This is a genomic window from Acinetobacter sp. NIPH 542 (genome assembly GCF_000369825.1).
Lineage (GTDB): Bacteria > Pseudomonadota > Gammaproteobacteria > Pseudomonadales > Moraxellaceae > Acinetobacter > Acinetobacter oleivorans.
Map to the genome: position 1 here is coordinate 353763 of NZ_KB850206.1, position 22241 is coordinate 376003.

Sequence of the window (22241 nt, forward strand, 5' to 3'; positions counted from 1 at the left end):
TTTATTTAGATTTGTTACAATGCCGAACTTAAAATGAGAGATGTTTAATAAATCAATATATTGGGAATACTTATGTCGAAGCGTATTATCCAGTCAGTGCTTTCTGTTTCAGTACTGGCAAGTATGATGTCTATGGCTTATGCTGCACAAAATGAGCAAGAACAAGCTGAACAAGCATTAGAAAAGCCTGCTGAACCTGTGAAATTGGAAACAATTTTTGTAACTGCTGAAGAGCAAGTGAAGCAATCGCTCGGTGTGTCGGTTATTACCAAAGAAGATTTAGAAAAACTACCAGTTCGTAATGATATTTCTGACTATGTACGCCGTATGCCGGGTGTTAATTTAACAGGCAACAGTGCAACGGGGCAGCGTGGTAATAATAGACAAATTGATATTCGTGGAATGGGGCCAGAAAATACACTCATTTTAGTGGATGGAAAACCAATTAACTCTCGTAATTCAGTTCGTTATGGCTGGAAAGGAGAGCGTGATACACGAGGTGATTCAAACTGGGTTCCAGCAGAAGCAATCGAATCGATTGAAGTTTTACGCGGACCAGCCGCAGCTCGTTATGGTTCGGGTGCAGCAGGTGGTGTGGTTAACATCATTACTAAAAAAGTGACGAATGAAACCCATGGCTCAGTAGAGTTTTATACTTCACAACCTGAAGACTCTAAAGAAGGTGCATCAAATCGTGTTGGCTTTAACGTAAGTGGGCCATTGATTAAAGACGTTTTGTCTTATCGTTTATATGGTAATTACAATAAAACAGAAGCTGACGATGTCGATATTAATAAATCAATAGGCAGTACCGCAGCTGGCCGTGAAGGTGTTAAAAATAAAGATATTTCAGGCCGTTTAGCTTGGCAGGCAACAGATCAACAAACTGTCTTGCTTGATGTCTCTTCTAGTAAACAAGGTAATATTTATTCTGGTGACTCTCAGTTAAATGCAAATGCTGAAGCGGATGCGATTCTTTCGGAACTTATTGGTAAAGAAACCAATACCATGTACCGCGATAGTTATGCATTAACGCATGAAGGGGATTGGTCTTGGGGTAAAAGCAAGTTAGTTGCTCAATATGATAAAACTCACAATAAACGTCTTCCTGAAGGTCTGGGCGGCAGCACAGAAGGAAAAATTAATAATCTGGATGACAAAGCCACTTCACGCTTAGAAACTCTTCGGTTAAATGGTGAAGCCAATATTCCTTTTGAATATTATGTACCACACGTATTAACACTTGGTACTGAATGGGTTGAAGACAGATTTAAAGATAATATTTCGACAAATCAGGGAGCAGACAGCAGCGGTTCAGGTTATGGCGATCAATTAGCTAAAGGCAATCGCAGTAAAATGGAATCACGTATTGCTTCTGCATATATCGAAGATAACTTAAAACTTACTGATAGCACCGATGCCGTATTAGGTTTGCGTTTCGATGATCACAGCAAATCTGGTTCTAACTGGAGCCCAAGCTTAAACATTACTCAAAGACTCAATGATTATTTCACTTTAAAAGGTGGGGTAGCAAAAGCGTATAAAGCACCAAACATGTATCAAAATGCCGAAGGATACTTACTCAGTACGAACGGCAATGGTTGCCCGGCCAATATTGAGTCACGGTGCTTGTTGCAAGGTAATGGTGATTTAAAACCAGAAACTTCGGTAAACAAAGAGTTAGGCATTCAGTTCCAAAAAGATATCGTGAATGCGAGCTTAACTTGGTTCCGCAATGACTATAAAGATAAGATTGTGGCGGGTACAAATGTTGTCGGAACAGTTGATGGTTCAAGCACCAATGCAAATACAGGAGCTGTGACCAATACCAAGTGGAATATCTTACGCTGGGAAAATACGCCTAAAGCATTAATTCAAGGTTTTGAAGGAAGTTTGGGGTTAGACTTTGGCGACATTCGCTGGACCAATAACTTTACTTACATGATGGACTCGAAAGATAAGCAAACGGGTAACCCATTATCTTTAGTTCCAAATTATACGATTAACTCAATTTTTGATTACGACATTACAGATCAGTTAGATGTGAATTTTGTATTCACTCAATATGGCCGTCAAAAATCTCGCCAGTTTGCTGAAAATAGACTCGAATCGGGCATTGGTTCAGGTGGAACAAATTCTGCGATTAAGCCAAGTACTGTAAAAAGCTATAGCACCGCTGGTATTAATGTTGGTTATAAAATTTCAGACAATATTAGTACGCGTGTTGGCGTAAGTAACTTGTTTGATAAACAAATTTTAAGAGACAGTAATTCGATCAGCCAAACCTACAATGAGCCAGGCCGAGCTTATTACGCTTCTTTAAAATATTCTTTCTAATCAAGACAAATAACAAAGGCGCTTTAAGCGCCTTTGTTGTTGATAATATTTAATGCTTTTTCAGAATAATAAAATTTCTCTAGGTAAACACGGGCGCGGCGTCTTAAATGTCCCGTTATAACTAATTGCTGTAATACAGGCACAAGTAACTGAGTCAGTTCATGTTGAATTAAACTTTCATTAATATTGAGATCATGCAGTAGCAAGTCAAAATTACGTTCCTGATTTCGAACATACCATGTGTAAATACCATCATGGACTTGTTGTTTCAGGTAATCAGTTTGACGCATGTGATCCCAAATCTCGTGTCCTAAACCTACAGTCTTTGATAAATCTTGAACTTCTACATAGTTTTTTAAAACAGAAAGTGGCATAGATTTAACTTTATGCCAAACATTTGCCTGAAAATGATAGAGCTTGTCATTGTCAAAATGTTGATTTAAAACGCGCTCACTCATTTGACTTAGTTTTAAAATATTCTTTTGCAAATAATGATTAATCGTGTCGTCTAAATTTGAATCAGTCACTGTTTCTAGAACAGATTTCCCCATTTTCATAAAACGGCCTACACCCGGTACACGTTTTGACATTGATTCATCTAAGTAATCATGCATTGTTTGTTGAATCAATTGAGTCAAGAGTGCTGAAAATGCAGGATTATTCACAATCATTTTAATGATTTTTTTACGATGCTCTTCTTTACTTGCAACGTATTGCGCAATTCCATCAATTGTTAAAACAGGAATAACATCTTCAATTGTTGTATTTTCATTAGCTGGATGAATAAGTGCAAAGCGAATATGTTCTGCAATTTGTTCAAGCAGAAAATCAGAAGCAGGAGTTTCTAAAATCTGCTTTTGAATCAGCTGCTGAATTTGTTCAAAGGTCCAGAGGTGTTGTAGTTGCTGACTACCCAACCAATGATAAAATTGCTCAAATTCTTGTTGAATGATTTGGGGCTGAGCAAATTCCTCATCTAAAAAATCAAGATGAGCTTCAATGAGTTTTTCTATAAGCGGTTGGGTAGACATAAGGTCTCACAAGTCCGAAGTTTTATTTAAGGTGTAGTCGTTTTTAAAGACTGATTTGTTTCTACTTTAAGTAAAAACGGTACATATTGTTGAATAACCAGCTGCTCGGCTTCCAATATTGGCATATGGCCGACATTCTCTAAAATAACCGGAGGCTGGGCATTCTTTAAAAGTCGTTTTAGTTCACTTGCTACTTCTACGTTAATAATCTTATCTTGCTTACCCCATAAAATCAGTGTTGGGGCATCGATTGTCTTGGTGAGCACTGCAAATGAATCTGGCGTATAGACTTTATTGAGTGCAATAAGCTGATCAACCAGTTTTTGCGTTTGAGGCGCCTGATTAATCATCAGCTTTTCTTGAGCTTGAAGGAACTCTTTAGGAATAAATGGAGGATTAAACATGGTTTGCTTTAACAAATAATTAAAGTCACCTTTTTTAGATACTAAAAGTTGTTTTAAGTAAGCTGGATCTTTTAGGTAAATTGTATTTGCAGAACGGAAAATACCGCCACTATCAACCAAGAATAGACTTTTAGTTTCAAATGGATATTGTCCAGCATAGAGTAGGGCAATCGAACCACCAAGTGAGTGGCCAGCAATGTGAATTGGACCTTTTAAATTTGCAGCTTCAACAAATCGACGTAACTTTTCGGCAAGATTAGGTACTGAGTAGTCGAAATCCTGTGCAACTATGGTTTCACCACTACCCGGTAAGTCTGGAATAATAACGTGATAATTTGCTGTGAGATAACGCGCAACTCGGTTCCAGTTATCACGACTCCCTCCTAATCCATGAATAAGGAGCAATGTCGGTTTAGCCGTAGAACCACCTTCACTATATGACCATGTAACCTCGCCAACTTTTAAACTTTTACTTTGTAAACCTGCCCAACTGCGCTCTTGCTGTAAAATATTCTGAAAGTTTATATCCATGGTATCAGCTGCTTGCGTCTGAAAAACACCTGTTATTGTTGTAAGGCTACAAGCCAAGGCAAGTGCCATAGCTGTTTTCTTTATGGTTGTTTTGGTTGATACAAACAGCGTCGTCATAAGATTTCATCCTTGAAGCATAAGCGAGTTTGAAAATTATTGAAAAACTTTGCCAATGAGTCATTTGCCAAATGATCAAAAGGAGAAAAATTATAGTCAATCCGAGAACCAAAGTATGTCTATTTTTTCGCTAAACAGTAAGGAATTTGCGATAAACATTACATTCAAATAGAGATCGTATTTTTAAATTTTTTCATGGGAAATGATTTAATTTTTTGTCAGTGACATTCAAATTTTGACACATTAAAATGATTTCCAACCTTGAAAAAACAATGGAAATATAAAATGCCTACCGCGCAAGAAGTTTTAGATCGTCTGAAAGCTGGTAATCAACGATTTGTAAATGGAAATAGTTCCCTTGCAAAAACCTTATCGCATCATGAACGCGCTGAAATGGCAAAGGATCAAAATCCGTTTGCGATTGTATTAGGTTGTTCAGATTCACGTGTTCCAGCAGAAATGGTATTTGATCAAGGTCTTGGTGACTTATTCGTAATCCGTGTTGCTGGTAATGTGGTTGCTCCTTCACAAGTCGGTAGTGTTGAGTTCGCGGCAGAACGCTATGACTGTCCAGTTGTTGTTGTATTAGGACATAGTCATTGTGGCGCTATTCAGGCGACAATTGATACGTTAATGAATCCTGATCACCCGCCATCATCTAACTTAATGTCGATTGTGAACCGTGTTCGTCCGTCAGTTGAAATTTTAATGCAGACTGATTTAAAAAATGATTTGAAAAAACTTTCATGTCATGCGGTACGTTCAAACGTTTTTGCTTCGGTAAATCAATTACGTCATGGTTCGGCTGTGTTAGAGAGCCTGATTGCGAAAGGTGAGTTGATTGTTGTTGGTGCAGAATATTCGCTAGAAACTGGTGAAGTAACCTTCTTTGATTTCTGATTATATTAATAATAATGCTTAAAACTAAAAGGTGCCTACAGGGCACCTTTTATATATGGATAAGCTAAATTAAGTAATTTTGACTGTGCTTGAGCATTTGGATGAATCAAGTCATTTTGCATAAGCTGTTTTTGACCTGCGACTCCATCAAGAAAAAATGGTAGTAATTTTACCTGATATTTTTGGCTGACAACTTTATAGTTATTTTCAAAAACTTTGCTATACGCAGCCCCATAATTTGGCGGAATTTTCATGCCAAAAAGAATAACTTGGGCTTTTTGTTTTTGGCTTAATTGAATGAGTTGATCCAGATTTTTTTGAATCATTTGAGGTGGTTGACCACGTAAGCCATCATTTCCACCTAATTCAATCACGACCACATTTGGCTTATAAGTTTGTAATAGCTTAGGTAGTCGGGCTAAAGCGCCGCTGGTTGTTTCTCCACTAACACTTGCATTGACCACTTTGTGTTGTTTGGGATACTGTTGGTCTAAGCGTTTTTGCAGTAATTGTACCCAACCTTGTTTGGGATCAATTCCGTAACCGGCACTAATACTATCTCCTAAAATTAAAATAGTTTTCGCCGATACAAGCATAGGCAGCATACTTAATGAGATGAGCATGATGCTTTTAGAACCAATCAAAAAAGATTTATACATTTGTACTTCGACCCTGATTCTGAATACATAGGACTTTTTACATCATGCCACAACCCATCATTGCTGCCCATCAAGTTACACAAACTATTCAGATTAACCAAAATCAGTTTACGATTTTAAAAGATATCGATTTAGAGATTTTTGAAGGGGAGCAAGTGGCAATTACTGGGCGTTCTGGCTCAGGCAAATCGACCTTACTGGGAATTTTGGCAACTTTAGATCAACCCTCTGAAGGTGAAGTTTGGCTGTGTGGTCAAGCTGTTCATCAATTAACAGAGGAACAACGTGCCCAAATTAGAATGCAGCATATTGGTTTCGTATTTCAGTCTTTTCAACTTTTACCTCAGTTGAGTGCGCTTGAAAATGTAATGTTGCCCTTACGATTACGTAAGGATTTTGATTATAAAACCGCAGAGAAAAAAGCTTTAGATTGGTTGCATCGAGTAGGTCTTAGTCGTCAGGTTGAACAAACGCCTAAAGTCTTATCTGGAGGGGAGCAACAACGTGTGGCGATTGCACGAGCTCTGATTGCCGAACCACAAATTATTTTTGCGGATGAACCGACAGGAAACTTAGATGGTCAGACAGCACAAGAAATTGAAAGCTTGCTCTTTGATTTAAATCGAGAGTTAGGTACGACTCTGATTTTAGTGACTCATGATCGTAATTTAGCAGCCCTTTGTCAGCGTCATGTTGAGTTAGATGACGGCCGACTAAAGACAGTACAGGGTGGTTAAATTATGCGTAATCTTCTCAAACCACTTTTGCTACAAAGTTTTCGTACGGGTGGATTATATCTACTCATTATTGCTTTATCACTTGCGATTAGCGCAACGACAGCCCTGAAATTTAGTAACGATCAAGTGAAAAATGCAGTCAGTCTGCAAGCTTCGCAAATGCTGGGTGCTGATTTAGTTTTGTCGAATAACGAGCCTATAGAACAGCTGTGGAAACAAAGAGCAGAGCAGGTTGGGTTAAAGCAAACTAATGTCACTCTATTTAGTTCTATGGCTCATACACAAGATCAGTTTGTCATGGTTAATGTAAAAGCGATAGAACCTGCATTTCCACTCAGAGGACAGCTTGAAATTGCGCCAAAAACTCAAGCGATTCAATCTGGTGAAGTCTGGCTAAGCCAAAGAGCAGCGGATTTATTAAAAGTACAAAGAGGAGATATTGTTTCTATTGCTGACGGTACCTTCCGTTTTAGCGGCGTGATTGTGCGTGATTCAAATCAGGAACTGGGTTTTTCAGGTTTTTCTCCAACAGTTATTATTCATCAAGCCGATATTGCTAAAACACATGCAATTCAAACTGGCAGTAGAATCGATTATCGACTGTTAATGTCTGGTCAACCTGAACAAATTCAGAGGTTTAGTAAGCAATTTAAGCAACAGCATCAACCTTCTAAAGAAACAGATGAAGCGGCGGGTCTACGTTTGCGTGATGCGAGCGAATCAAATAGTCGGTTATTACGCCCGCTTGAAAACCTAGATACCTTTTTGCAACTGGCCAATATTTTAACGATTTTGTTGTGTGGGATTGCCATCGCTTTAACGAGTCAAAGATATGTTCAGCAAAACCAAGATCATATTGCACTTCTCAGATGCTTAGGAGCCAGTAAGTTCCAAATTTTATGGGCCTATATTGGATTGCTTTGTATTGTCAGTGCGATTTCAATTGTGATGGGAAGCCTATTAGGTTTAGTCATGGGGTATGGCCTGCTGCAACTTATGCTGCAATTGATTCCTCAATTAGAGTTAAATTTTTCGCTAATACCACTTTTACTTGGGCCTTTACCAATCGCTATTTTTACGAGTGTGATTGTGCTGCTCGGTTTTATTTTGCCAAGCATTTGGGAGCTTTTAAATACACCTCCAATTCGGGTGATTCGCGAAGAAGCCAAATCTCGTAAATCTTTATTCTTTATGTTTTTTGCTGGCATTAGCAGTCTGATTGTTTTTAGTTTGGTGTTGAGTGAAAACTTGATGCTCAGCATTGTGGTTTTGGCTGCGATTATTGTTCTTTGTATTTTGCTGTATACCGTTGTTTGGCTCGTGCTTCGTAGTTTAAAAAAGATAAAAAATCGTTTGTCTTTTTATATTCGATCACCCTCGCAAAGTGCCTTACAAATTACTGCACTGGCTTTAGGCTTAAGCCTCATTACTGTATTAAGCGTATTAAGAACAGATTTATTACAGCGTTGGCAGCAACAGCTTCCTGAAGGAACACCTAACCAATTTGTATATGGTTTACCTCCATTCGATTTAAAACCTTTTGAGCAACAGTTAAAGCAACATGGTTGGCAAAGCACGCCGCTATATCCAAATATCCGAGGCAGACTGGTAGCAAAGAATGATGTACCTTTTTCAGAAGAAGCCATAAAACAAAATAACTCTTTGCGTCGTGAATTGAATTTAACGCAATCAAATCAATTGCCGAATGACAACGCAATTACAAAAGGACAAGCTCACTTTAATGGCGTGGGGCAAGTTTCAGTCGAAAGTAAAACTGCCGAAAGTTTAGGAATCCAAACTGGAGACAAGCTGACCTTTAGCCTGCCCGAAGGTACATTACAAGCCAAAGTTGTAAATTTCCGGAGTGTAGAGTGGGAAAGCTTTAGCCCTAACTTTTTCTTTATTTTTTCTCCTAAAACCTTAGATGAAAATGCTGGAAGTTATTTAGGGAGTTTTTATGTACCTAAGCAAGATCAACCTAAAATGATCAATATTATTCAGCAGTTCTCAAATACAGTATTTATTGATGTTGATCGAATTTTAGATGAAGTAAAACGCTTAATGAATGTCTTGGTCAAAATAGTGACTGTACTGGCAGCGTTGGTTGGTTTTTCAGGCGTATTAGTACTGATTGCATGTTTAAACCTATTAATGGATGAGCGCCGTCGGGAAGTCGCTTTATTGCGTTCATTTGGTTTATCTAAAAATAAAATGAAGCAAATGCTCAGTTTTGAGATTGGGTTTCTTGGTCTGTTAGCAGGCATAGTTGCCTGCTGTTTTGCGGAAGTGATTAGTGCGATTGCTAGTTATAAAATGAATATGGCAATGCAGTGGCATTTTGAAATATGGCTGATTTTACCTCTTGGCATGATGCTCATTTGTGCATTGATTGGTCGTTATCGACTCGGTTACCTTTGCAACTTACCACCTTTACAAAGCTTGAGAGAATTAAATCAGCTTTAACTTAAGGAATAATGCCAGGATTTTGGATGATGATCTCATGCCATAGCGGAAGTAAAGGTGAGTTGAGTTGTACACAGTACATATAAAAACCACCCGTAATGATTACTGCGCCTAATAAGCCTAAAATCTTGAGCACACTTTTAAACTTACTGACGTAGCTTAAGTACCACATTAGTGCAAGGAATGCTCCAATAACCATGCCGCCAATATGTGCGGCATTATTAATACCAGTTGCGACAAAACCAAAAATAAGGTTGATTGCCATAATCATTAATAATGCTTTTTTATCGAGTATATAGGCTTGATGCGGAAGTGGTGGAAATAAGGAAAGTACGGTTAACGCAGCACCTAATCCCATTACGGCGCCTGAAGCACCTGCACTGACATGAGGAAGTAAGCTCTGGTCAAAATGTTGCAGTAATTCATGTCCATTTTGAATGGTCATATAACTACTTAAAAGGCTACCAAATAAGCCAGCAAGTAAATACATGCCTACAAAATAGAAGCGACCAAATAGTGACTCGGCAACATTACCGAAAATATATAAGGCCCACATGTTGAGCATGAGATGGACTAAACCAAAATGAAAAAACATGCTGGTAAATAGACGTTCAGGCTGCCCAGAAAAAGTAAGTGGTGTAAAATCAGCTCCCCAATGAATAGCATCTTTCATGGCTGGGTCACTAATATCGACGCCAGATAGAATTTGCCAGACAAACAAACCTACATTGATTGCGATAAGTAGGGCGGTCAGCCACCAAGTTTGTACATTGAGTTTACGATTAATGTGCGGAGGCTGATATTGAGTCATGCTATGCTTTTGTTATATATGAACATGCTTTACAGCTTAACATGAAAAAAGTTGAATACAGGAGATCAGGACGAACATGAAAGCTTTTATTGTTCGCGTGTTGTTAATTTTTATTGGGGCGATTCTCCTTATTCAACTTTGGATTTTTTCGAGTTTAGTCTGGTGGCGGACACATGAAGTGGATACGACCATGTTCATGCGAATTGATTATTGGTCTGATACATCAGAGCCAATTGTCCATCAGTGGCTTGACTATGATGATATTAGCGATAATTTTAAACATGCAATTTTAGCGGGCGAAGACGCAAAATTTATCCATCATCATGGTTTTGACTGGCAAGGTATCCGTTTTGCCCTTGAGCGAAATAATGAAGAGGGTGAAGTAGTTGCGGGTGGTTCTACCGTGTCTCAACAGCTTGCAAAGAACTTGTTTTTATACAACAAACGTTCATTTATTCGTAAGGGACAAGAAACGGTCGCGACTTGGATGATGGAGCGGATGTGGTCAAAACGCCGAATTCTTGAGGTGTATATGAACTCAGTTGAATTTGGAAAAAATTTGTACGGTGTTGAAGCAGCCGCTCATCATTATTATGGTAAAAGTGCTAAAAGCTTAACGCGTGAACAAGCCGCTTTCTTAGCCGCATTATTGCCTGATCCGAAATATTATCAAGATCACCGTAACGATCATAAACTACAATATAGAAAACGCGTTATTTTACGTTATATGAATAGCACCCAGATTCCTGAATAAAGCTGTTTTAAAGATGTGTAAATTTTTTAGTTTTTACCAAATTGTCATATTTTTGCAGCATACTGGTTTATAGAGATTTTGGCTGGATAGAGAATAGAGTTAGACATGAATACAGCGATTACAGCAACAACGAACCCCATAGAATACAGTTATAATGACCGTTATATAAATCGTGAATTGTCTATTCTTGACTTCCATTTGCGTGTATTGGAGCAAGCGGTAGACCCTTTACATCCATTACTTGAGCGAATGAATTTCTTGCTCATTTTTTCGCGTAATCTCGATGAGTTCTTTGAAATTCGAGTTGCGGGAGTGATGGAACAATTTTCTCTAGGCAATGAAAGTCGTAGCCCTGATGGTCTTACCCCAAGGCAGGTTTTACAAAAAATCTCTGAAACTGCTCATGCTGCGATTGAGCGTCAATATCGAATTTTAAATGAGGAAATCTTACCTAAACTACGTGAAGAAGACATTTGCTTCCTACGTCGTGGTGAGTTAACTCCAGCTCAATCTGCTTGGGTGAAAAAATATTTTCAGGAACAAGTTGCACCTGTATTAACCCCAATTAGTCTAGATCCAGCACACCCGTTCCCTCGACTTGTTAATAAAAGCTTGAACTTCATTATTACGCTTGAAGGTAAAGATGCTTTTGGACGTCAAATTGATTTGGCTGTTGTACCTGCACCTCGTTCATTACCTCGCGTTGTACGCTTACCAGACGAATTAACAGGTGGTAAAGAACATCATGTAATGTTATCGGCAATTATCCATGAACATGTGTCTGATTTATTCCCAGGAATGACAGCAACTGGATGTTACCAATTCCGTGTTACACGTAATGCAGACTTGGCCCTGAATGAAGATGTTGAAGACTTAGCTAAAGCATTAAAAGGTGAATTAAGTTCTCGACGTTTTGGTCGTGCAGTTCGCTTGGAAGTAACCCATAACTGCCCACAGCATATTTATGAGTACTTACTGGAAGAGTTCGATCTAACTGATGAGCAATTATATAAAGTTGATGGTCCAGTAAACTTAGCTCGTCTAGTTTCAAACTTTAAACGTCCTCATTTGCGTTATGACTCGCATACGCCAGTTGTGCCTAAAGTGTTTAAAAAGACTGAGAGCATTTTCTCGGCAATGCAGAAGCAAGATATTTTACTGCATCATCCCTTTGAATCTTTTGCTCCTGTCATTCAGCTACTTCGCGAAGCTGCTCGCGATCCGCAAGTATTAGCAATTAAGCAGACGTTATATCGTAGTGGTGCTGATTCTGAGATTGTGCAAATTTTGGCAGAAGCGGCGCGTAATGGAAAAGAAGTTATTGCCGTTATTGAATTACGTGCTCGCTTTGATGAAGAATCAAATATTGAAGTAGCAAACGTTTTACAAGAAGCTGGAGCAGTCGTTGTTTACGGTATTGTAGGTTATAAAACCCACGCCAAAATGATTATGGTCGTGCGCCGTGAAAATAATAAATTGGTGCGTTACGTTCATTTAGGAACGGGTAACTACCATGCGATGAATGCCCGAATTTATACCGATTATGGTCTCATGACCACAGATAAAGATCTGTGTGAAGATGTACACCGTATATTCCAAGAGTTGACTGGGATGGGCAAAATGGCGAAATTGAAAAAGCTATTACATGCACCGTTTACCTTACATGCTCAGCTCATTAACTTTATTGATGAAGAAATTGCCAATGCTAAAGCAGGCCGTAAAGCTCAGATCATTGTTAAAGTAAATGCATTAACTGAAGTCCAGTTAATCAATAAATTGTATGAAGCTTCTCAGGCGGGTGTTCAAATTGACCTGATTATCCGTTCGATTTGCTGCTTACGTCCAGGTTTGCCGAACCTGTCGGAGAATATTCGAGTGCGTTCAATTGTAGGACGTTTCCTTGAGCATACTCGTGTTTATTACTTCAGTAATAATGGTGATGCACGTATTTACTGTTCAAGTGCAGACTGGATGGACCGTAATTTATTTAATCGTGTTGAAGCGTGTTTCCCGGTTGAAGACCCTGCATTGAAAAAACGTATTTATCAACAAGGTTTGGTAAATTACTTACAAGATAATCAACAGGCTTGGCTGCTTCAAGGGGATGGTACTTGGATTCGTGCTGAGCCAGCAGAGGGTGAAAAATTGCATAATGCTCAAAGGGCATTATTAGAAATCATTAAATAATGAACTTTCAAGACTAAATAAAAGCCGATATTTTGTCGGCTTTTTTAATTGACTGAAATTCAAAGTAATTTAGTTAGTTTTTCTAAATGGTTGCTGGATAAACGATAATAATTTGAAACACTGCAATATGTTTTGAAAATATGTGATTTTTTACATAAAACATTGAATTTTAAAAATATACAAATCACGAGAAATCTACTTTAATACGCCGCATTAAATATACTTAACTTTGGTAAATGAATAAGATGCAATGCTTTATTAGAAGTTTACTTATTAAAATACTTTTGGGGATAATACCAGTGACCGCTTACGCAGATCAGAAGTGTTATGGGGATATCATCGTATTTCAAAGATTTGATGATCAAGCGATATATCCTTATTTTGTAAACCCTTCTAATGATAAAGCTAACAAAAGTGGAGAGAAAAATAAAAAAATAATCATCCAAAAAAGAAAACCAAAACAAGATGAGTTTTTAGCCCAAAAGAAAGTTGAAGATGTTCACACCAAGAAAATAGAAGAAAAGAAAAATTTTGACAGTAAAAAGCAACTTGATGCAGCTGTCGCTAAAGAAATCTTGGAAAATGGTGAAAAGAAATGGATGGTACAAGTTGCGCTAGCATCTAATCAAAATAAGGCAAATATGGTTCAGTCGCAGTTAGAAGCAAAAGGGTACAAGGTTGTAACCAGTGCAACGACTAAAGGCATACGAGTCATGGTCGACCCTGCAAATGACTATGCCATTGCACAAATTATTAGAGAAAAAATTATTGCTGATAATAGTTTAAATATGCCATCTGCGTGGGTGTTTAAGTGGGCATCCTTAACGCCGCAATAAAATAAAAAGGAGTCCGAAGACTCCTTTTTTTATTCATGTATTCTTGTCGTGATTTTCTGCATAATTTGCAGTAATACATCGAACTCACTTTGCAATGGTGTACTTTTACGAGTCACTAAAGCTAAAGTACGGCTCGGAGCATCTTCAATTGGTTTTGCAGTAATCTGATCATTAAACTTGATCATACTATTTTCAATTGCAATTTCTGGTAAAAGCGTAAAGCCTAAATCAGAAGAAACCATTTCAACTAAAGTTGGTAACGAACTTGCTTTTAAACGGTTGTCGTTTTTACGCTCACCGATAGGGCATGCACTTAGAACGTGGTCACGTAAACAGTGGCCTTCTTCAAGCAAAATTAATCTTGATAAATCAAGATCATCTAGAGAGTTTGCTTGAAGAGCATTTGTATCTTGTTTACTACATACAAGGTACAAGTTTTCTTTCGAAATTTCAGCGACTTTTAGGCCTCTAGTGTCAAACGGTAGAGCAAGAACGATCATGTCTAGATTACCGTGTTCTAAACGCTCTACAATTTTTTCACTTTGTGCTTCATGTAAATGCAGCTGAATTTTAGGCAACTGCTGATGCACTTCATCAAGTAACCGTGTCAGGATAAAAGGTGCAATTGTTGGAATAACACCCAAATGCAAATCACCCGTTAACGGCTCACTCATTTCACGGCTCAAACGCATTAAATCTTGAGCATCTGCTAGTAGTACACGGGCGCGAGCAACGACTTGTTCACCTAAAGGTGTTAAACGCACATTCTGGCGATCACGTTCTACCAAAACGCCACCTAATAACCGTTCAAGCTCCATGATGCCGCCTGATAAAGTCGATTGAGTGACAAAAGAGCGGCGTGCTGCTTCAGTAAAATGCAAAGTTTCCGACAACGTAACTAAATATGATAGCTGTCTTAATGAGGGTAATGCAGCCATAGTGTCCTAGTCTGATGATTTAAAATGATGCGCAAATAAACCGCTAAGCTGTGGAATAAAATGTGCAGGGATATCATGCCCCATTCCATCAATTAATTCAAACTTAGCACCGGAAATTGCTTTTGCTACAGCCTTACCGTGGCTAGGCGGAAGTAAGCGATCGCGAGAGCCATGTAGGACTAAAGCGGGTTGCTTAATTTCACGGTCGAGTTGTAGTAAAGAGCCTGTACATAATATTGCTAAAAACTGTTGAAGTACACCAGCAGGATAGTAGCTACGTTGATAAAGTTTACGCGCTGTTTGTATTGCTTCAATTTGGTTGATATAACCAGGTGAGCCAATCAATTGAAATAGTTTTAAACTATGATTAACAATACCTTCTTCGTCACGTGTTTCAGGTTTACCAATTAAACTCAAAAGTTGTTTCGGAAAAGGAGGTGGTAAAAAAGGCTGATTATTGCTTGTAAACATAAGCCCTAATTTCTCAACCTTTTCTGGATATTTTGCTGCGAGAATTTGAGCAATCATCCCACCCATTGATGCACCAATTACATGTGCTTTGTTCACGCCTAAACGATCAATCAGCATCGATACATCATCTGCCATATCATGCAGAGTATAAGGTGCACCCTGATTAGCTAGTCCAAGTGCAAAGCGGCCCATCAATTTGACAGTATTTAAGCGTTTACCTTCGTGACGTACTTTTGAAGAAAGCCCAATATCACGGTTATCAAAACGAATAACACGAAATCCTTGATCAATCAGTGATTTACAGAAAAAATCTGGCCAAAAAAGCATTTGGGCGCCAAGACCCATAATCAGCAAAATGGTTGGATGCTCTGGCTTTCCACCGACTTCTACATGTAACTCAATTCCATTGCCTAAGTTGACTTTGGTTTCTTGCATGAAAGATGTATACGGTGAAATGTTAAACTGTAAGGCGCTATTCATGTTATTCATTCCTTAAAGGAATACTCTCTAACTGAGTATTCCTGATACAAACCTTATGCTTGGGCTGGAATAAGATCTGGAACAAGCTTTGTTAAAGTTAAGCGTTGTTTACCTGCGGTTGCACCTAACAATACAAAACCACGCAATGTTCCTTCATTGTCAATTGCTTTGGCAAGCATACCATCGTCGAACTCTTCTGTTTCCCAGTTCACTTCTACATCAATCGGAGCTGGCAAAACTGTAAGTGGAGCTGCTGGCGTTTTTACTGCAACTGGCATAGCAGGGTAGTGCACAGCAGTTTGTTGCCCACTGAGTGTTTTTGCGAGAGCACGAGCTTGTTGCATAATCGGCATTACATATGGAAGTAAAGTACCGTTTACCTCTGCGCAATCCCCAATTGCGTAGATGTCTGCTTGATTTGTTTCCAATAAACCATTGGTAATAATTCCACGGCTCGTTTGAATATCTGCACTTTTAGCAAGTGAAATATTTGGCTGTAAACCAATTGCAGAAAGAACAAGGTCCGCAACCAATGTTTGTCCGTTTGCGAGTGTTATCGCATAGTCTTCGCCATTATTAATTTTACTTACTTTTTCAACCGTGGTTCCAAGTGCAAATTTTACTCCAGCTTCCTCAAGATTTTGTTGGAAAGCAGAAGCAATATGTCCTGGAAGTAAACGGCCTAATGGTTGAGGAGCCAAATCAATCACAGTAATGTCATATTCACTATGCAGTAAGTCATTGGCAAATTCACAACCAATTAAACCAGCACCTAAAATAACAACACGTTTATCTTTACGCTGAGCTAGATTTTCACGGAAAGCGCGGTAATCAATCAATGAGTTCACGACATGAATGTCGTCGCTACCATCACCTGCAATTGCAAGGCGAATTGGATTAGCACCTACGGCTAAAATCAGTTTTGAATAGGGTTGATTCGACGTTACCCCATCTTTTTCTAAAACAAGTTCATGGCGTTCAGCTAAAATCTCTTTTACAAAAGTAAAAGGCTCAATACGCATATTGAGTTGAGTACCCATTTTAGCAGCATCACCTAAAGGAATTTGTTCTGGTGCTTTTTTACCTGCAAATGCATTTGATAATGTTGGCTTTGCATAGTTCACTGCATCATCCGCACAAATCATCACAAGTTCTTGCTCTGGGCTAAGCTTACGGAACTCACGTGCCAAGGTATAACCCGCCATGCCTGATCCGATAATGACGATAGGATGCATTTTTTTCTCCAGAGTTAGAATTATTTATTTAATACGGTGATTGGTAATATTCGTAAAAAAGACCATGTCAATCATGGCCTTTTACTTTACGCTCTTAGATTTCGATCATTTCGAAGTCAGCTTTTGAAACGCCGCAATCAGGGCAAGTCCAGTCATCAGGAATATCTTCCCATTTTGTTCCAGCTGCAATGCCGTCTTGTGGCCAACCTTCCGCTTCGTCATAAATCCATCCACAAACGATACATTGATATTTTTTCATGAGACTCTCCGCACTGATAAGTTTGCTCAAAGCTGCCTTTCAGTAAAACTATTCCATCTATTAATAATGTAACTACGATCCGGTCAATAATAACCAATGTGCCTTTGATCGGATATCAAATTTTTACGCAGTTCTACATTCAAAGTAAAGTAAATAACGGAGTTTAATCATTCGTAAGCAAAGATGAATGGCAGGTTAGGACAAATAAGTGGTTATTTAGGCAAAACTTCGCCATAAACTAATAATAATTAATGCATTCTTACAGTTAATTTTATTTGTGAAAATATCATGAAATAAAGAGTGCCAAATTATTTAAAAAATTCATCTCATATGAAAGCTAAATAACAACAAACTACGATGCTACAGAATGTCATTATTAAAACCGAAAATTAAAATTTGCTGTCATTAAGACGGTATAAATCAGGGAAGTGAAATATGGAAAATTTAGTATATGAAGTGGAAATTGATGCTCCTATAGAAAAAGTGTGGGACATACTTTGGAATAGCGAAACCTATAACGCTTGGACGAAATTTTTTGCACCAGATTCCTCAATGCGTACTGACTGGCAAGTAGGTGGAAAAACTTATTTTCTTGATGGCGAAGGAAATGGGATGGTTTCTACAATTGAACAAATGCAAAAACCGGAAATATTGATTTTTAAACATTTAGGAATGATTAAAGAAGGTAAAGAAGATTTAGAAAGTGAAGAAGTTAAAGGTTGGAGTGGTTCTCAAGAAAAATATTTTCTAAACCAAAAAGATAATATAACCACTTTAAAAGTTGAATTGGCCACCTTGCCCGAATATATGGGCATGTTGAAAAGTGGCTTCGTTCAAGGTTTTGATGTGGTTAAAAAAATGGCGGAAGCGAAATAAAGCTTCTTTAAATCACATATAAACCTGTTTTTATAATCAAACGATATAAATCTAGGCCAAATATTTTTTATAAATTTTTATAATCAGATCATTAATTCGAGAAGGATAGGCTAAGCGATGATGTCCACCTTCAAACGTTTCAATATTCATGTAGGGTGCAAGTTTTTCTTGAACCTGATACATATCAAGTTGCTCATCTCCTAATTCTAAATAGGCCATTTTAGGATTAGAGAGCATGAGTTCATCTTCAGAAAGTTGAGGATAGTCTGCCCGAAAATTGGGCGTAAGACTTGGATTTGCCACTATCACCGCTAATTTATGTTGAGCAGCAGTTTTTAGTGCCCAATAGCCTCCAATGCTATGACCCACCAATAAATCTGGTTTGATCGTCTGAATAGCCTGATGGTAAAAGTACTCAACAGATGCATAACTTAAGTTACGATAATCGACGTCAATACAAAATTTTTCAGGATGTAAAATGGCATGGAACTTTGTCGATTCCCGGGAAGAATCCAAGCCATGTAAAAATAGAATTTTCATTATTTACGACACAATCTCATTGATAAAATAAAAGGCAAATCGGGCCTTTTGAATATCGAGGTTATTTGGATTTTTTTATATTTTACTAAATGCTTTAAAAAATGATCTTAGCGATTGGTCTAAGTCACTTTGCCTTTAAAAAGTGGTGTTTTGTTCTATAAAATTGTCTTTTTTCATTTTTGTTTGATTGAAATCATTCGAAAAACGCCTGCAATCTGTTAGGATATAGCACTTAATTTTTACTTAATCGAGGCAGAGATGACGCAACAAAACGCTCAATCGACTTCTGAACCAACTATTTCCGAAAACGATTTAATTGCACAGCGTCATGCCAAATTAAAGCAAATCCAAGATGTTGCGAAGGAAACTGGAAAGAGTCCTTGGCCGAATACCTTTAAGCGTGAACACTACGCAGCTGATCTACAAGAACAATTTAAAGATCAGTCGAAAGAACAAATTGAAAGCGCTGAGCATGTCTATGTAAAAGTGGCTGGCCGTGTCATGTTAAACCGTGGTTCTTTCATGGTTATTCAAGATATGACTGGTCGTATTCAGCTATATGTTGACCGTAAAGGCTTACCAAAAGATATTCTTGAGACTATTAAAGGTTTAGACCTTGGTGACATTATTGCTGCCGAAGGTTATATCGGACGTTCAGGAAAAGGTGACTTATATGTTCATCTTGAAGGTTTTGAACTTCTTACAAAATCTCTTCGTCCGTTACCAGATAAATTCCATGGCTTAAATGACACAGAAGTTAAGTACCGTAAACGTTACCTTGACTTAATTGTGAATGAAGAAACACGTAAAACTTTTGAAATCCGTGCCAAAGTTGTTGCAGGTATTCGAGCATTCTTAAACAATGAACGTTTCATGGAAGTTGAAACGCCAATGATGCATGTGATTCCGGGTGGTGCGTCTGCGCGTCCGTTTGAAACACATCACAATGCTTTGGATATGCCTTTATTCTTACGTATTGCACCTGAGCTTTATTTAAAACGTTTGGTTGTTGGTGGTTTCGAACGTGTGTTTGAAATTAACCGTAACTTCCGTAATGAAGGGGTATCAACGCGTCACAACCCTGAATTTACGATGATCGAATTTTATCAAGCTTATGCTGATTATAAAGACTTGATGCAATTAACTGAAAACATGCTTGAAAAGTTGGCTTTGGATATTCTGGGTACAACTGATGTGCCTTACCAAGGTGAAGTGTTTAGCTTCAAAGGGCCATTCAAGAAAATCTCTATGTTTGATGCGATTTTAGAGAATAACCCACAATTTACGCCTGAAAATGTTGGTGACCGTGAGTTCCTTGCTCAATTTATTCGTGAAGAATTAAAAGAACAAGTTAAGCCTGGTTTTGGTTTAGGTAAGCTTCAAACGATCGTATTTGAAGAAACTGTTGAAACCAAACTTCGTCAGCCTACATTTATTACTGAATATCCAGCTGAAACATCTCCACTCGCTCGTCGTAATGATGACAATGCACATATTACTGATCGTTTTGAGTTTTTCATTGGTGGCCGTGAATTGGCAAATGGTTTCAGCGAGTTAAATGATCCAATCGATCAGGCTGAACGTTTCCAAGCTCAGGTTGCTGAAAAAGATGCTGGTGATGATGAAGCAATGCATTACGATGCAGAATTCGTTGAAGCGCTTGAGTATGGTTTACCACCAACAGCAGGTGAAGGTATCGGTATTGACCGTTTGGTTATGTTATTTGCCGATGCTCCAAGTATTCGTGATGTAATTTTATTCCCTCATATGCGCCGTAAAGAAGGTTAATCTTCTAAAGGCAAAAAGGCAGTATTTATACTGCCTTTTTTATTACTTTTATATCTCAAAAACTTACCTATCTACACTAATCTTAAAATAGCGTTAAAAAATGTAATTGCACAGTTTAACAATTGCAAAGTTGTGATAAAAAATTTAAGGTGTTGCTCATAAATAACTTTGAGAATTGGCTGGCATGTTTCTAAGAAAAACACTTTCGATTGCAATATTGGCAACTGCTTCATCCGCTATTTTTGCACAAGGTTTAGTGCTAAATAATGAGGACTTGCGTACAGACTTAAACTGGTTGAATCAACAAGGTGTTATTAACATCAGCACCTCAACTTGGCCGTTAAGTGGTGATGAAATCCAGAGAGCACTCTCTCAAGCACAAGTGACGCATCCAGCTCAACAAAAAGTTATTAATTCAGTTCTTAATGCATTAAAAGCAGATAACGATACGGTTAAAGTGGGCGCTTTTGCTGAGACCGATAGCAAAAATATTCCACAAGCATTCGGTGATAACCAAAAAGCTCAATATCAAGGTTCTTTAGAGTTTAATGCGGGCGGTGAAAACTGGGATGCAAAAATTCGAGTAAATGCAGAAAAAGACCCACAAATTGATAATGGTCAAGATGTGAATGTTGAAGGCTCATATCTTGCTGGTAAACTTTGGAATCAGTGGGTAGTTGCGGGGCAAATTCCAACATGGTGGGGTCCAGGCCATGATGGTAGCTTAATTCGTGGTGATGCTAGTCGTCCGGTTTATGGTGTAACAGCACAACGTGCAGTGCAAAATGCTTTTGAGAGTAAATGGTTATCTTGGATTGGACCTTGGCAATATCAGGCCTTTGCTGGTCAATTAGATGATTATAAAATACATAATGCAAAATTAATTGGGATGCGTTTAACTGCACAACCATTTCCTGCTTTAGAACTTGGTGCTTCTAGAGCGATTCAAATTGGTGGAGATGGTCAGCCAAATAGTTTTAAAGCTTATTGGAATGCGATTATTGGTAAAGATAATGGTTGTACTGAAAATAGTTGTGTAGGCGAAGATAATGCATCTAATCAGTTAGCAGGTTTTGATGCTCGTTTGCAATTACAACCGTTGTTTAATATCCCAGTCAGTGTTTACGGGCAATATGTAGGGGAAGATGAGGCCGGTGGTTTGCCATCTAAAAAAATGTATTTGGCTGGCGCTGATTATTCTTCAATAGTTAATAATATGCCTTATCAACTCTATGCTGAATGGGCTGATACACGTACCAATGGTGATGTGAGAGGAATTTCATATAATCACCACCAATATACAGATGGTTATTACCAACATGGTTTCCCGTTAGGTCACGCGATGGGTGGTGATGGACAAATGTACTCAGTGGGTGGTGATATCCGCTTTGATGTCATGAACCGTTTAAGTGGTCGTGCAATGGTGGTTAAAGTTAATCAATCTAACTTGGCAATCAATAAAGCATTCCCTAAAGACGATGAAATCAAAGCCCTTGATTTAACTTGGACGCATTACATCAAACCTGATCTTCCATTAAAAATTAATGGCTGGGTAAGTGATTCTGATCTAGAAGGTAATGATGCAGGTGCATCTATTGGAATTGAAATTCCATTAGAACGTAAAATGTTCGGTTTCTAAGAATAGATCACGTTTTAGAAAAGAGAAGCGATCAAAGCTTCTCTTTTTTTATGGTTTTTAGAGAAATCTAAAGACTAGAACATGATTTGCTTAAGTTGGCTACACAAGCTACGATTGCAAAGTTACGCAAGTGAATCAGCATATTACATGTATATGATGAAATCGAATATCAATATGAAAAAACAAGCAAAAGGAATCGGTTTTAAATCACTATAATGCATAACTAATGCTATAAGCCATATAAAGGC

Annotated in this window: 20 protein-coding genes; 10 read left to right on the forward strand and 10 right to left on the reverse strand. The window is 38.1% G+C overall.

Features of this window, described 5'->3' with window-relative positions:
- Window positions 1-72: 72 nt before the first annotated feature.
- Window positions 73-2337, forward strand: coding sequence for a TonB-dependent siderophore receptor (locus F886_RS07290; protein ID WP_005303331.1), 2265 nt, complete (start codon window positions 73-75; stop codon window positions 2335-2337).
- Between the two features lie 23 nt (window positions 2338-2360).
- On the opposite strand, the gene F886_RS07295 is transcribed toward F886_RS07290, so the two are convergent.
- Together F886_RS07295 and F886_RS07300 are read right to left on the reverse strand one after the other, a co-directional pair.
- Window positions 2361-3368 carry a hypothetical protein gene (locus tag F886_RS07295; protein ID WP_005303333.1) on the reverse strand — a complete coding sequence of 336 codons (1008 nt, stop codon included), beginning with the start codon at window positions 3366-3368 and terminating at the stop codon, window positions 2361-2363.
- A 26-nt stretch (window positions 3369-3394) separates the two neighbouring features.
- Window positions 3395-4420 (reverse strand): alpha/beta fold hydrolase, encoded by a 1026-nt coding sequence (locus tag F886_RS07300; RefSeq protein WP_005303335.1) that lies wholly within the window; start codon window positions 4418-4420, stop codon window positions 3395-3397.
- A 285-nt stretch (window positions 4421-4705) separates the two neighbouring features.
- Here F886_RS07300 and F886_RS07305 point away from each other — a divergent pair, with 285 nt between their 5' ends.
- Window positions 4706-5320: a carbonic anhydrase gene (locus tag F886_RS07305; protein ID WP_004793989.1), complete on the forward strand. Its 615-nt coding sequence runs from the start codon at window positions 4706-4708 to the stop codon at window positions 5318-5320.
- A gap of 35 nt (window positions 5321-5355) precedes the next feature.
- Here the strand turns inward: F886_RS07305 and F886_RS07310 are convergent, their stop codons facing one another.
- Complete coding sequence (locus tag F886_RS07310; RefSeq protein ID WP_005303337.1) at window positions 5356-5979, reverse strand: arylesterase; 624 nt, start codon at window positions 5977-5979, stop codon at window positions 5356-5358.
- Between the two features lie 44 nt (window positions 5980-6023).
- Between F886_RS07310 and F886_RS07315 the strand changes: the two genes are divergently transcribed.
- Together F886_RS07315 and F886_RS07320 are read left to right on the forward strand one after the other, a co-directional pair.
- Window positions 6024-6716 (forward strand): ABC transporter ATP-binding protein, encoded by a 693-nt coding sequence (locus tag F886_RS07315; RefSeq protein WP_005303339.1) that lies wholly within the window; start codon window positions 6024-6026, stop codon window positions 6714-6716.
- 3 nt (window positions 6717-6719) lie between these two features.
- On the forward strand, window positions 6720-9179 hold the full coding sequence (locus F886_RS07320; protein WP_005303341.1) for an ABC transporter permease: 2460 nt from the start codon (window positions 6720-6722) through the stop codon (window positions 9177-9179).
- Between the two features lies 1 nt (window position 9180).
- Here the strand turns inward: F886_RS07320 and F886_RS07325 are convergent, their stop codons facing one another.
- Window positions 9181-9990 carry a rhomboid family intramembrane serine protease gene (locus F886_RS07325; protein WP_005303343.1) on the reverse strand — a complete coding sequence of 270 codons (810 nt, stop codon included), beginning with the start codon at window positions 9988-9990 and terminating at the stop codon, window positions 9181-9183.
- 76 nt (window positions 9991-10066) lie between these two features.
- Here F886_RS07325 and mtgA point away from each other — a divergent pair, with 76 nt between their 5' ends.
- Both mtgA and ppk1 read left to right on the forward strand, forming a co-directional pair.
- Window positions 10067-10744, forward strand: coding sequence for a monofunctional biosynthetic peptidoglycan transglycosylase (gene mtgA, locus F886_RS07330; protein ID WP_004793982.1), 678 nt, complete (start codon window positions 10067-10069; stop codon window positions 10742-10744).
- Window positions 10745-10849: 105 nt separating this feature from the next.
- Window positions 10850-12931 (forward strand): polyphosphate kinase 1, encoded by a 2082-nt coding sequence (ppk1, locus tag F886_RS07335; protein ID WP_005303345.1) that lies wholly within the window; start codon window positions 10850-10852, stop codon window positions 12929-12931.
- Window positions 12932-12990: 59 nt separating this feature from the next.
- Here the strand turns inward: ppk1 and F886_RS19705 are convergent, their stop codons facing one another.
- The gene (locus F886_RS19705) at window positions 12991-13119 is read right to left on the reverse strand and encodes a hypothetical protein (protein ID WP_081402124.1); all 129 of its coding nucleotides are present in this window, start codon (window positions 13117-13119) and stop codon (window positions 12991-12993) included.
- Window positions 13120-13176: 57 nt separating this feature from the next.
- Here F886_RS19705 and F886_RS07340 point away from each other — a divergent pair, with 57 nt between their 5' ends.
- Window positions 13177-13767, forward strand: a complete 591-nt coding sequence (locus F886_RS07340) for an SPOR domain-containing protein (protein ID WP_051080043.1) — start codon at window positions 13177-13179, stop codon at window positions 13765-13767.
- A 29-nt stretch (window positions 13768-13796) separates the two neighbouring features.
- On the opposite strand, the gene oxyR is transcribed toward F886_RS07340, so the two are convergent.
- The 4 genes from oxyR to rubA all read right to left on the reverse strand — a co-directional run bounded on the left by oxyR (window position 13797) and on the right by rubA (window position 17150).
- Window positions 13797-14705, reverse strand: a complete 909-nt coding sequence (gene oxyR / locus F886_RS07345; protein WP_004793979.1) for a LysR family transcriptional regulator OxyR — start codon at window positions 14703-14705, stop codon at window positions 13797-13799.
- 6 nt (window positions 14706-14711) lie between these two features.
- Window positions 14712-15656 carry an esterase EstB gene (gene estB / locus F886_RS07350; protein WP_005303349.1) on the reverse strand — a complete coding sequence of 315 codons (945 nt, stop codon included), beginning with the start codon at window positions 15654-15656 and terminating at the stop codon, window positions 14712-14714.
- A gap of 53 nt (window positions 15657-15709) precedes the next feature.
- Window positions 15710-16891 (reverse strand): rubredoxin reductase RubB, encoded by a 1182-nt coding sequence (gene rubB / locus F886_RS07355; RefSeq protein WP_005303351.1) that lies wholly within the window; start codon window positions 16889-16891, stop codon window positions 15710-15712.
- A gap of 94 nt (window positions 16892-16985) precedes the next feature.
- Window positions 16986-17150, reverse strand: a complete 165-nt coding sequence (gene rubA / locus F886_RS07360; protein ID WP_000760495.1) for a rubredoxin RubA — start codon at window positions 17148-17150, stop codon at window positions 16986-16988.
- Window positions 17151-17585: 435 nt separating this feature from the next.
- Here rubA and F886_RS07365 point away from each other — a divergent pair, with 435 nt between their 5' ends.
- Window positions 17586-18026, forward strand: coding sequence for an SRPBCC family protein (locus F886_RS07365; protein WP_005303353.1), 441 nt, complete (start codon window positions 17586-17588; stop codon window positions 18024-18026).
- 51 nt (window positions 18027-18077) lie between these two features.
- Here F886_RS07365 and F886_RS07370 read toward each other — a convergent pair whose 3' ends face one another.
- The gene (locus F886_RS07370) at window positions 18078-18566 is read right to left on the reverse strand and encodes a YqiA/YcfP family alpha/beta fold hydrolase (protein ID WP_004793973.1); all 489 of its coding nucleotides are present in this window, start codon (window positions 18564-18566) and stop codon (window positions 18078-18080) included.
- 258 nt (window positions 18567-18824) lie between these two features.
- Here F886_RS07370 and lysS point away from each other — a divergent pair, with 258 nt between their 5' ends.
- Entirely contained in the window at window positions 18825-20354 is a 1530-nt protein-coding gene (lysS, locus tag F886_RS07375) for a lysine--tRNA ligase (protein ID WP_004793971.1), read from the forward strand.
- A 184-nt stretch (window positions 20355-20538) separates the two neighbouring features.
- A complete protein-coding gene (locus tag F886_RS07380; protein ID WP_005303358.1) occupies window positions 20539-21993 on the forward strand; it encodes a capsule assembly Wzi family protein in 1455 nt (484 codons plus the stop codon).
- Window positions 21994-22241: the final 248 nt, after the last annotated feature.

Coding starts and splice junctions, on each gene's coding strand:
- rubB (WP_005303351.1), bottom strand. CDS start 16,891: ATGCATCCTATCGTCATTATCGGATCAGGCATGGCGGGTTATACCTTG.
- F886_RS07300 (WP_005303335.1), bottom strand. CDS start 4,420: ATGACGACGCTGTTTGTATCAACCAAAACAACCATAAAGAAAACAGCT.
- F886_RS07295 (WP_005303333.1), bottom strand. CDS start 3,368: ATGTCTACCCAACCGCTTATAGAAAAACTCATTGAAGCTCATCTTGAT.
- rubA (WP_000760495.1), bottom strand. CDS start 17,150: ATGAAAAAATATCAATGTATCGTTTGTGGATGGATTTATGACGAAGCG.
- lysS (WP_004793971.1), top strand. CDS start 18,825: ATGACGCAACAAAACGCTCAATCGACTTCTGAACCAACTATTTCCGAA.
- oxyR (WP_004793979.1), bottom strand. CDS start 14,705: ATGGCTGCATTACCCTCATTAAGACAGCTATCATATTTAGTTACGTTG.
- F886_RS07365 (WP_005303353.1), top strand. CDS start 17,586: ATGGAAAATTTAGTATATGAAGTGGAAATTGATGCTCCTATAGAAAAA.
- estB (WP_005303349.1), bottom strand. CDS start 15,656: ATGAATAGCGCCTTACAGTTTAACATTTCACCGTATACATCTTTCATG.
- F886_RS07370 (WP_004793973.1), bottom strand. CDS start 18,566: ATGAAAATTCTATTTTTACATGGCTTGGATTCTTCCCGGGAATCGACA.
- F886_RS07325 (WP_005303343.1), bottom strand. CDS start 9,990: ATGACTCAATATCAGCCTCCGCACATTAATCGTAAACTCAATGTACAA.
- F886_RS07305 (WP_004793989.1), top strand. CDS start 4,706: ATGCCTACCGCGCAAGAAGTTTTAGATCGTCTGAAAGCTGGTAATCAA.
- F886_RS07340 (WP_051080043.1), top strand. CDS start 13,177: ATGCAATGCTTTATTAGAAGTTTACTTATTAAAATACTTTTGGGGATA.
- F886_RS07290 (WP_005303331.1), top strand. CDS start 73: ATGTCGAAGCGTATTATCCAGTCAGTGCTTTCTGTTTCAGTACTGGCA.
- F886_RS07315 (WP_005303339.1), top strand. CDS start 6,024: ATGCCACAACCCATCATTGCTGCCCATCAAGTTACACAAACTATTCAG.
- F886_RS07380 (WP_005303358.1), top strand. CDS start 20,539: ATGTTTCTAAGAAAAACACTTTCGATTGCAATATTGGCAACTGCTTCA.
- ppk1 (WP_005303345.1), top strand. CDS start 10,850: ATGAATACAGCGATTACAGCAACAACGAACCCCATAGAATACAGTTAT.
- F886_RS07320 (WP_005303341.1), top strand. CDS start 6,720: ATGCGTAATCTTCTCAAACCACTTTTGCTACAAAGTTTTCGTACGGGT.
- F886_RS07310 (WP_005303337.1), bottom strand. CDS start 5,979: ATGTATAAATCTTTTTTGATTGGTTCTAAAAGCATCATGCTCATCTCA.
- mtgA (WP_004793982.1), top strand. CDS start 10,067: ATGAAAGCTTTTATTGTTCGCGTGTTGTTAATTTTTATTGGGGCGATT.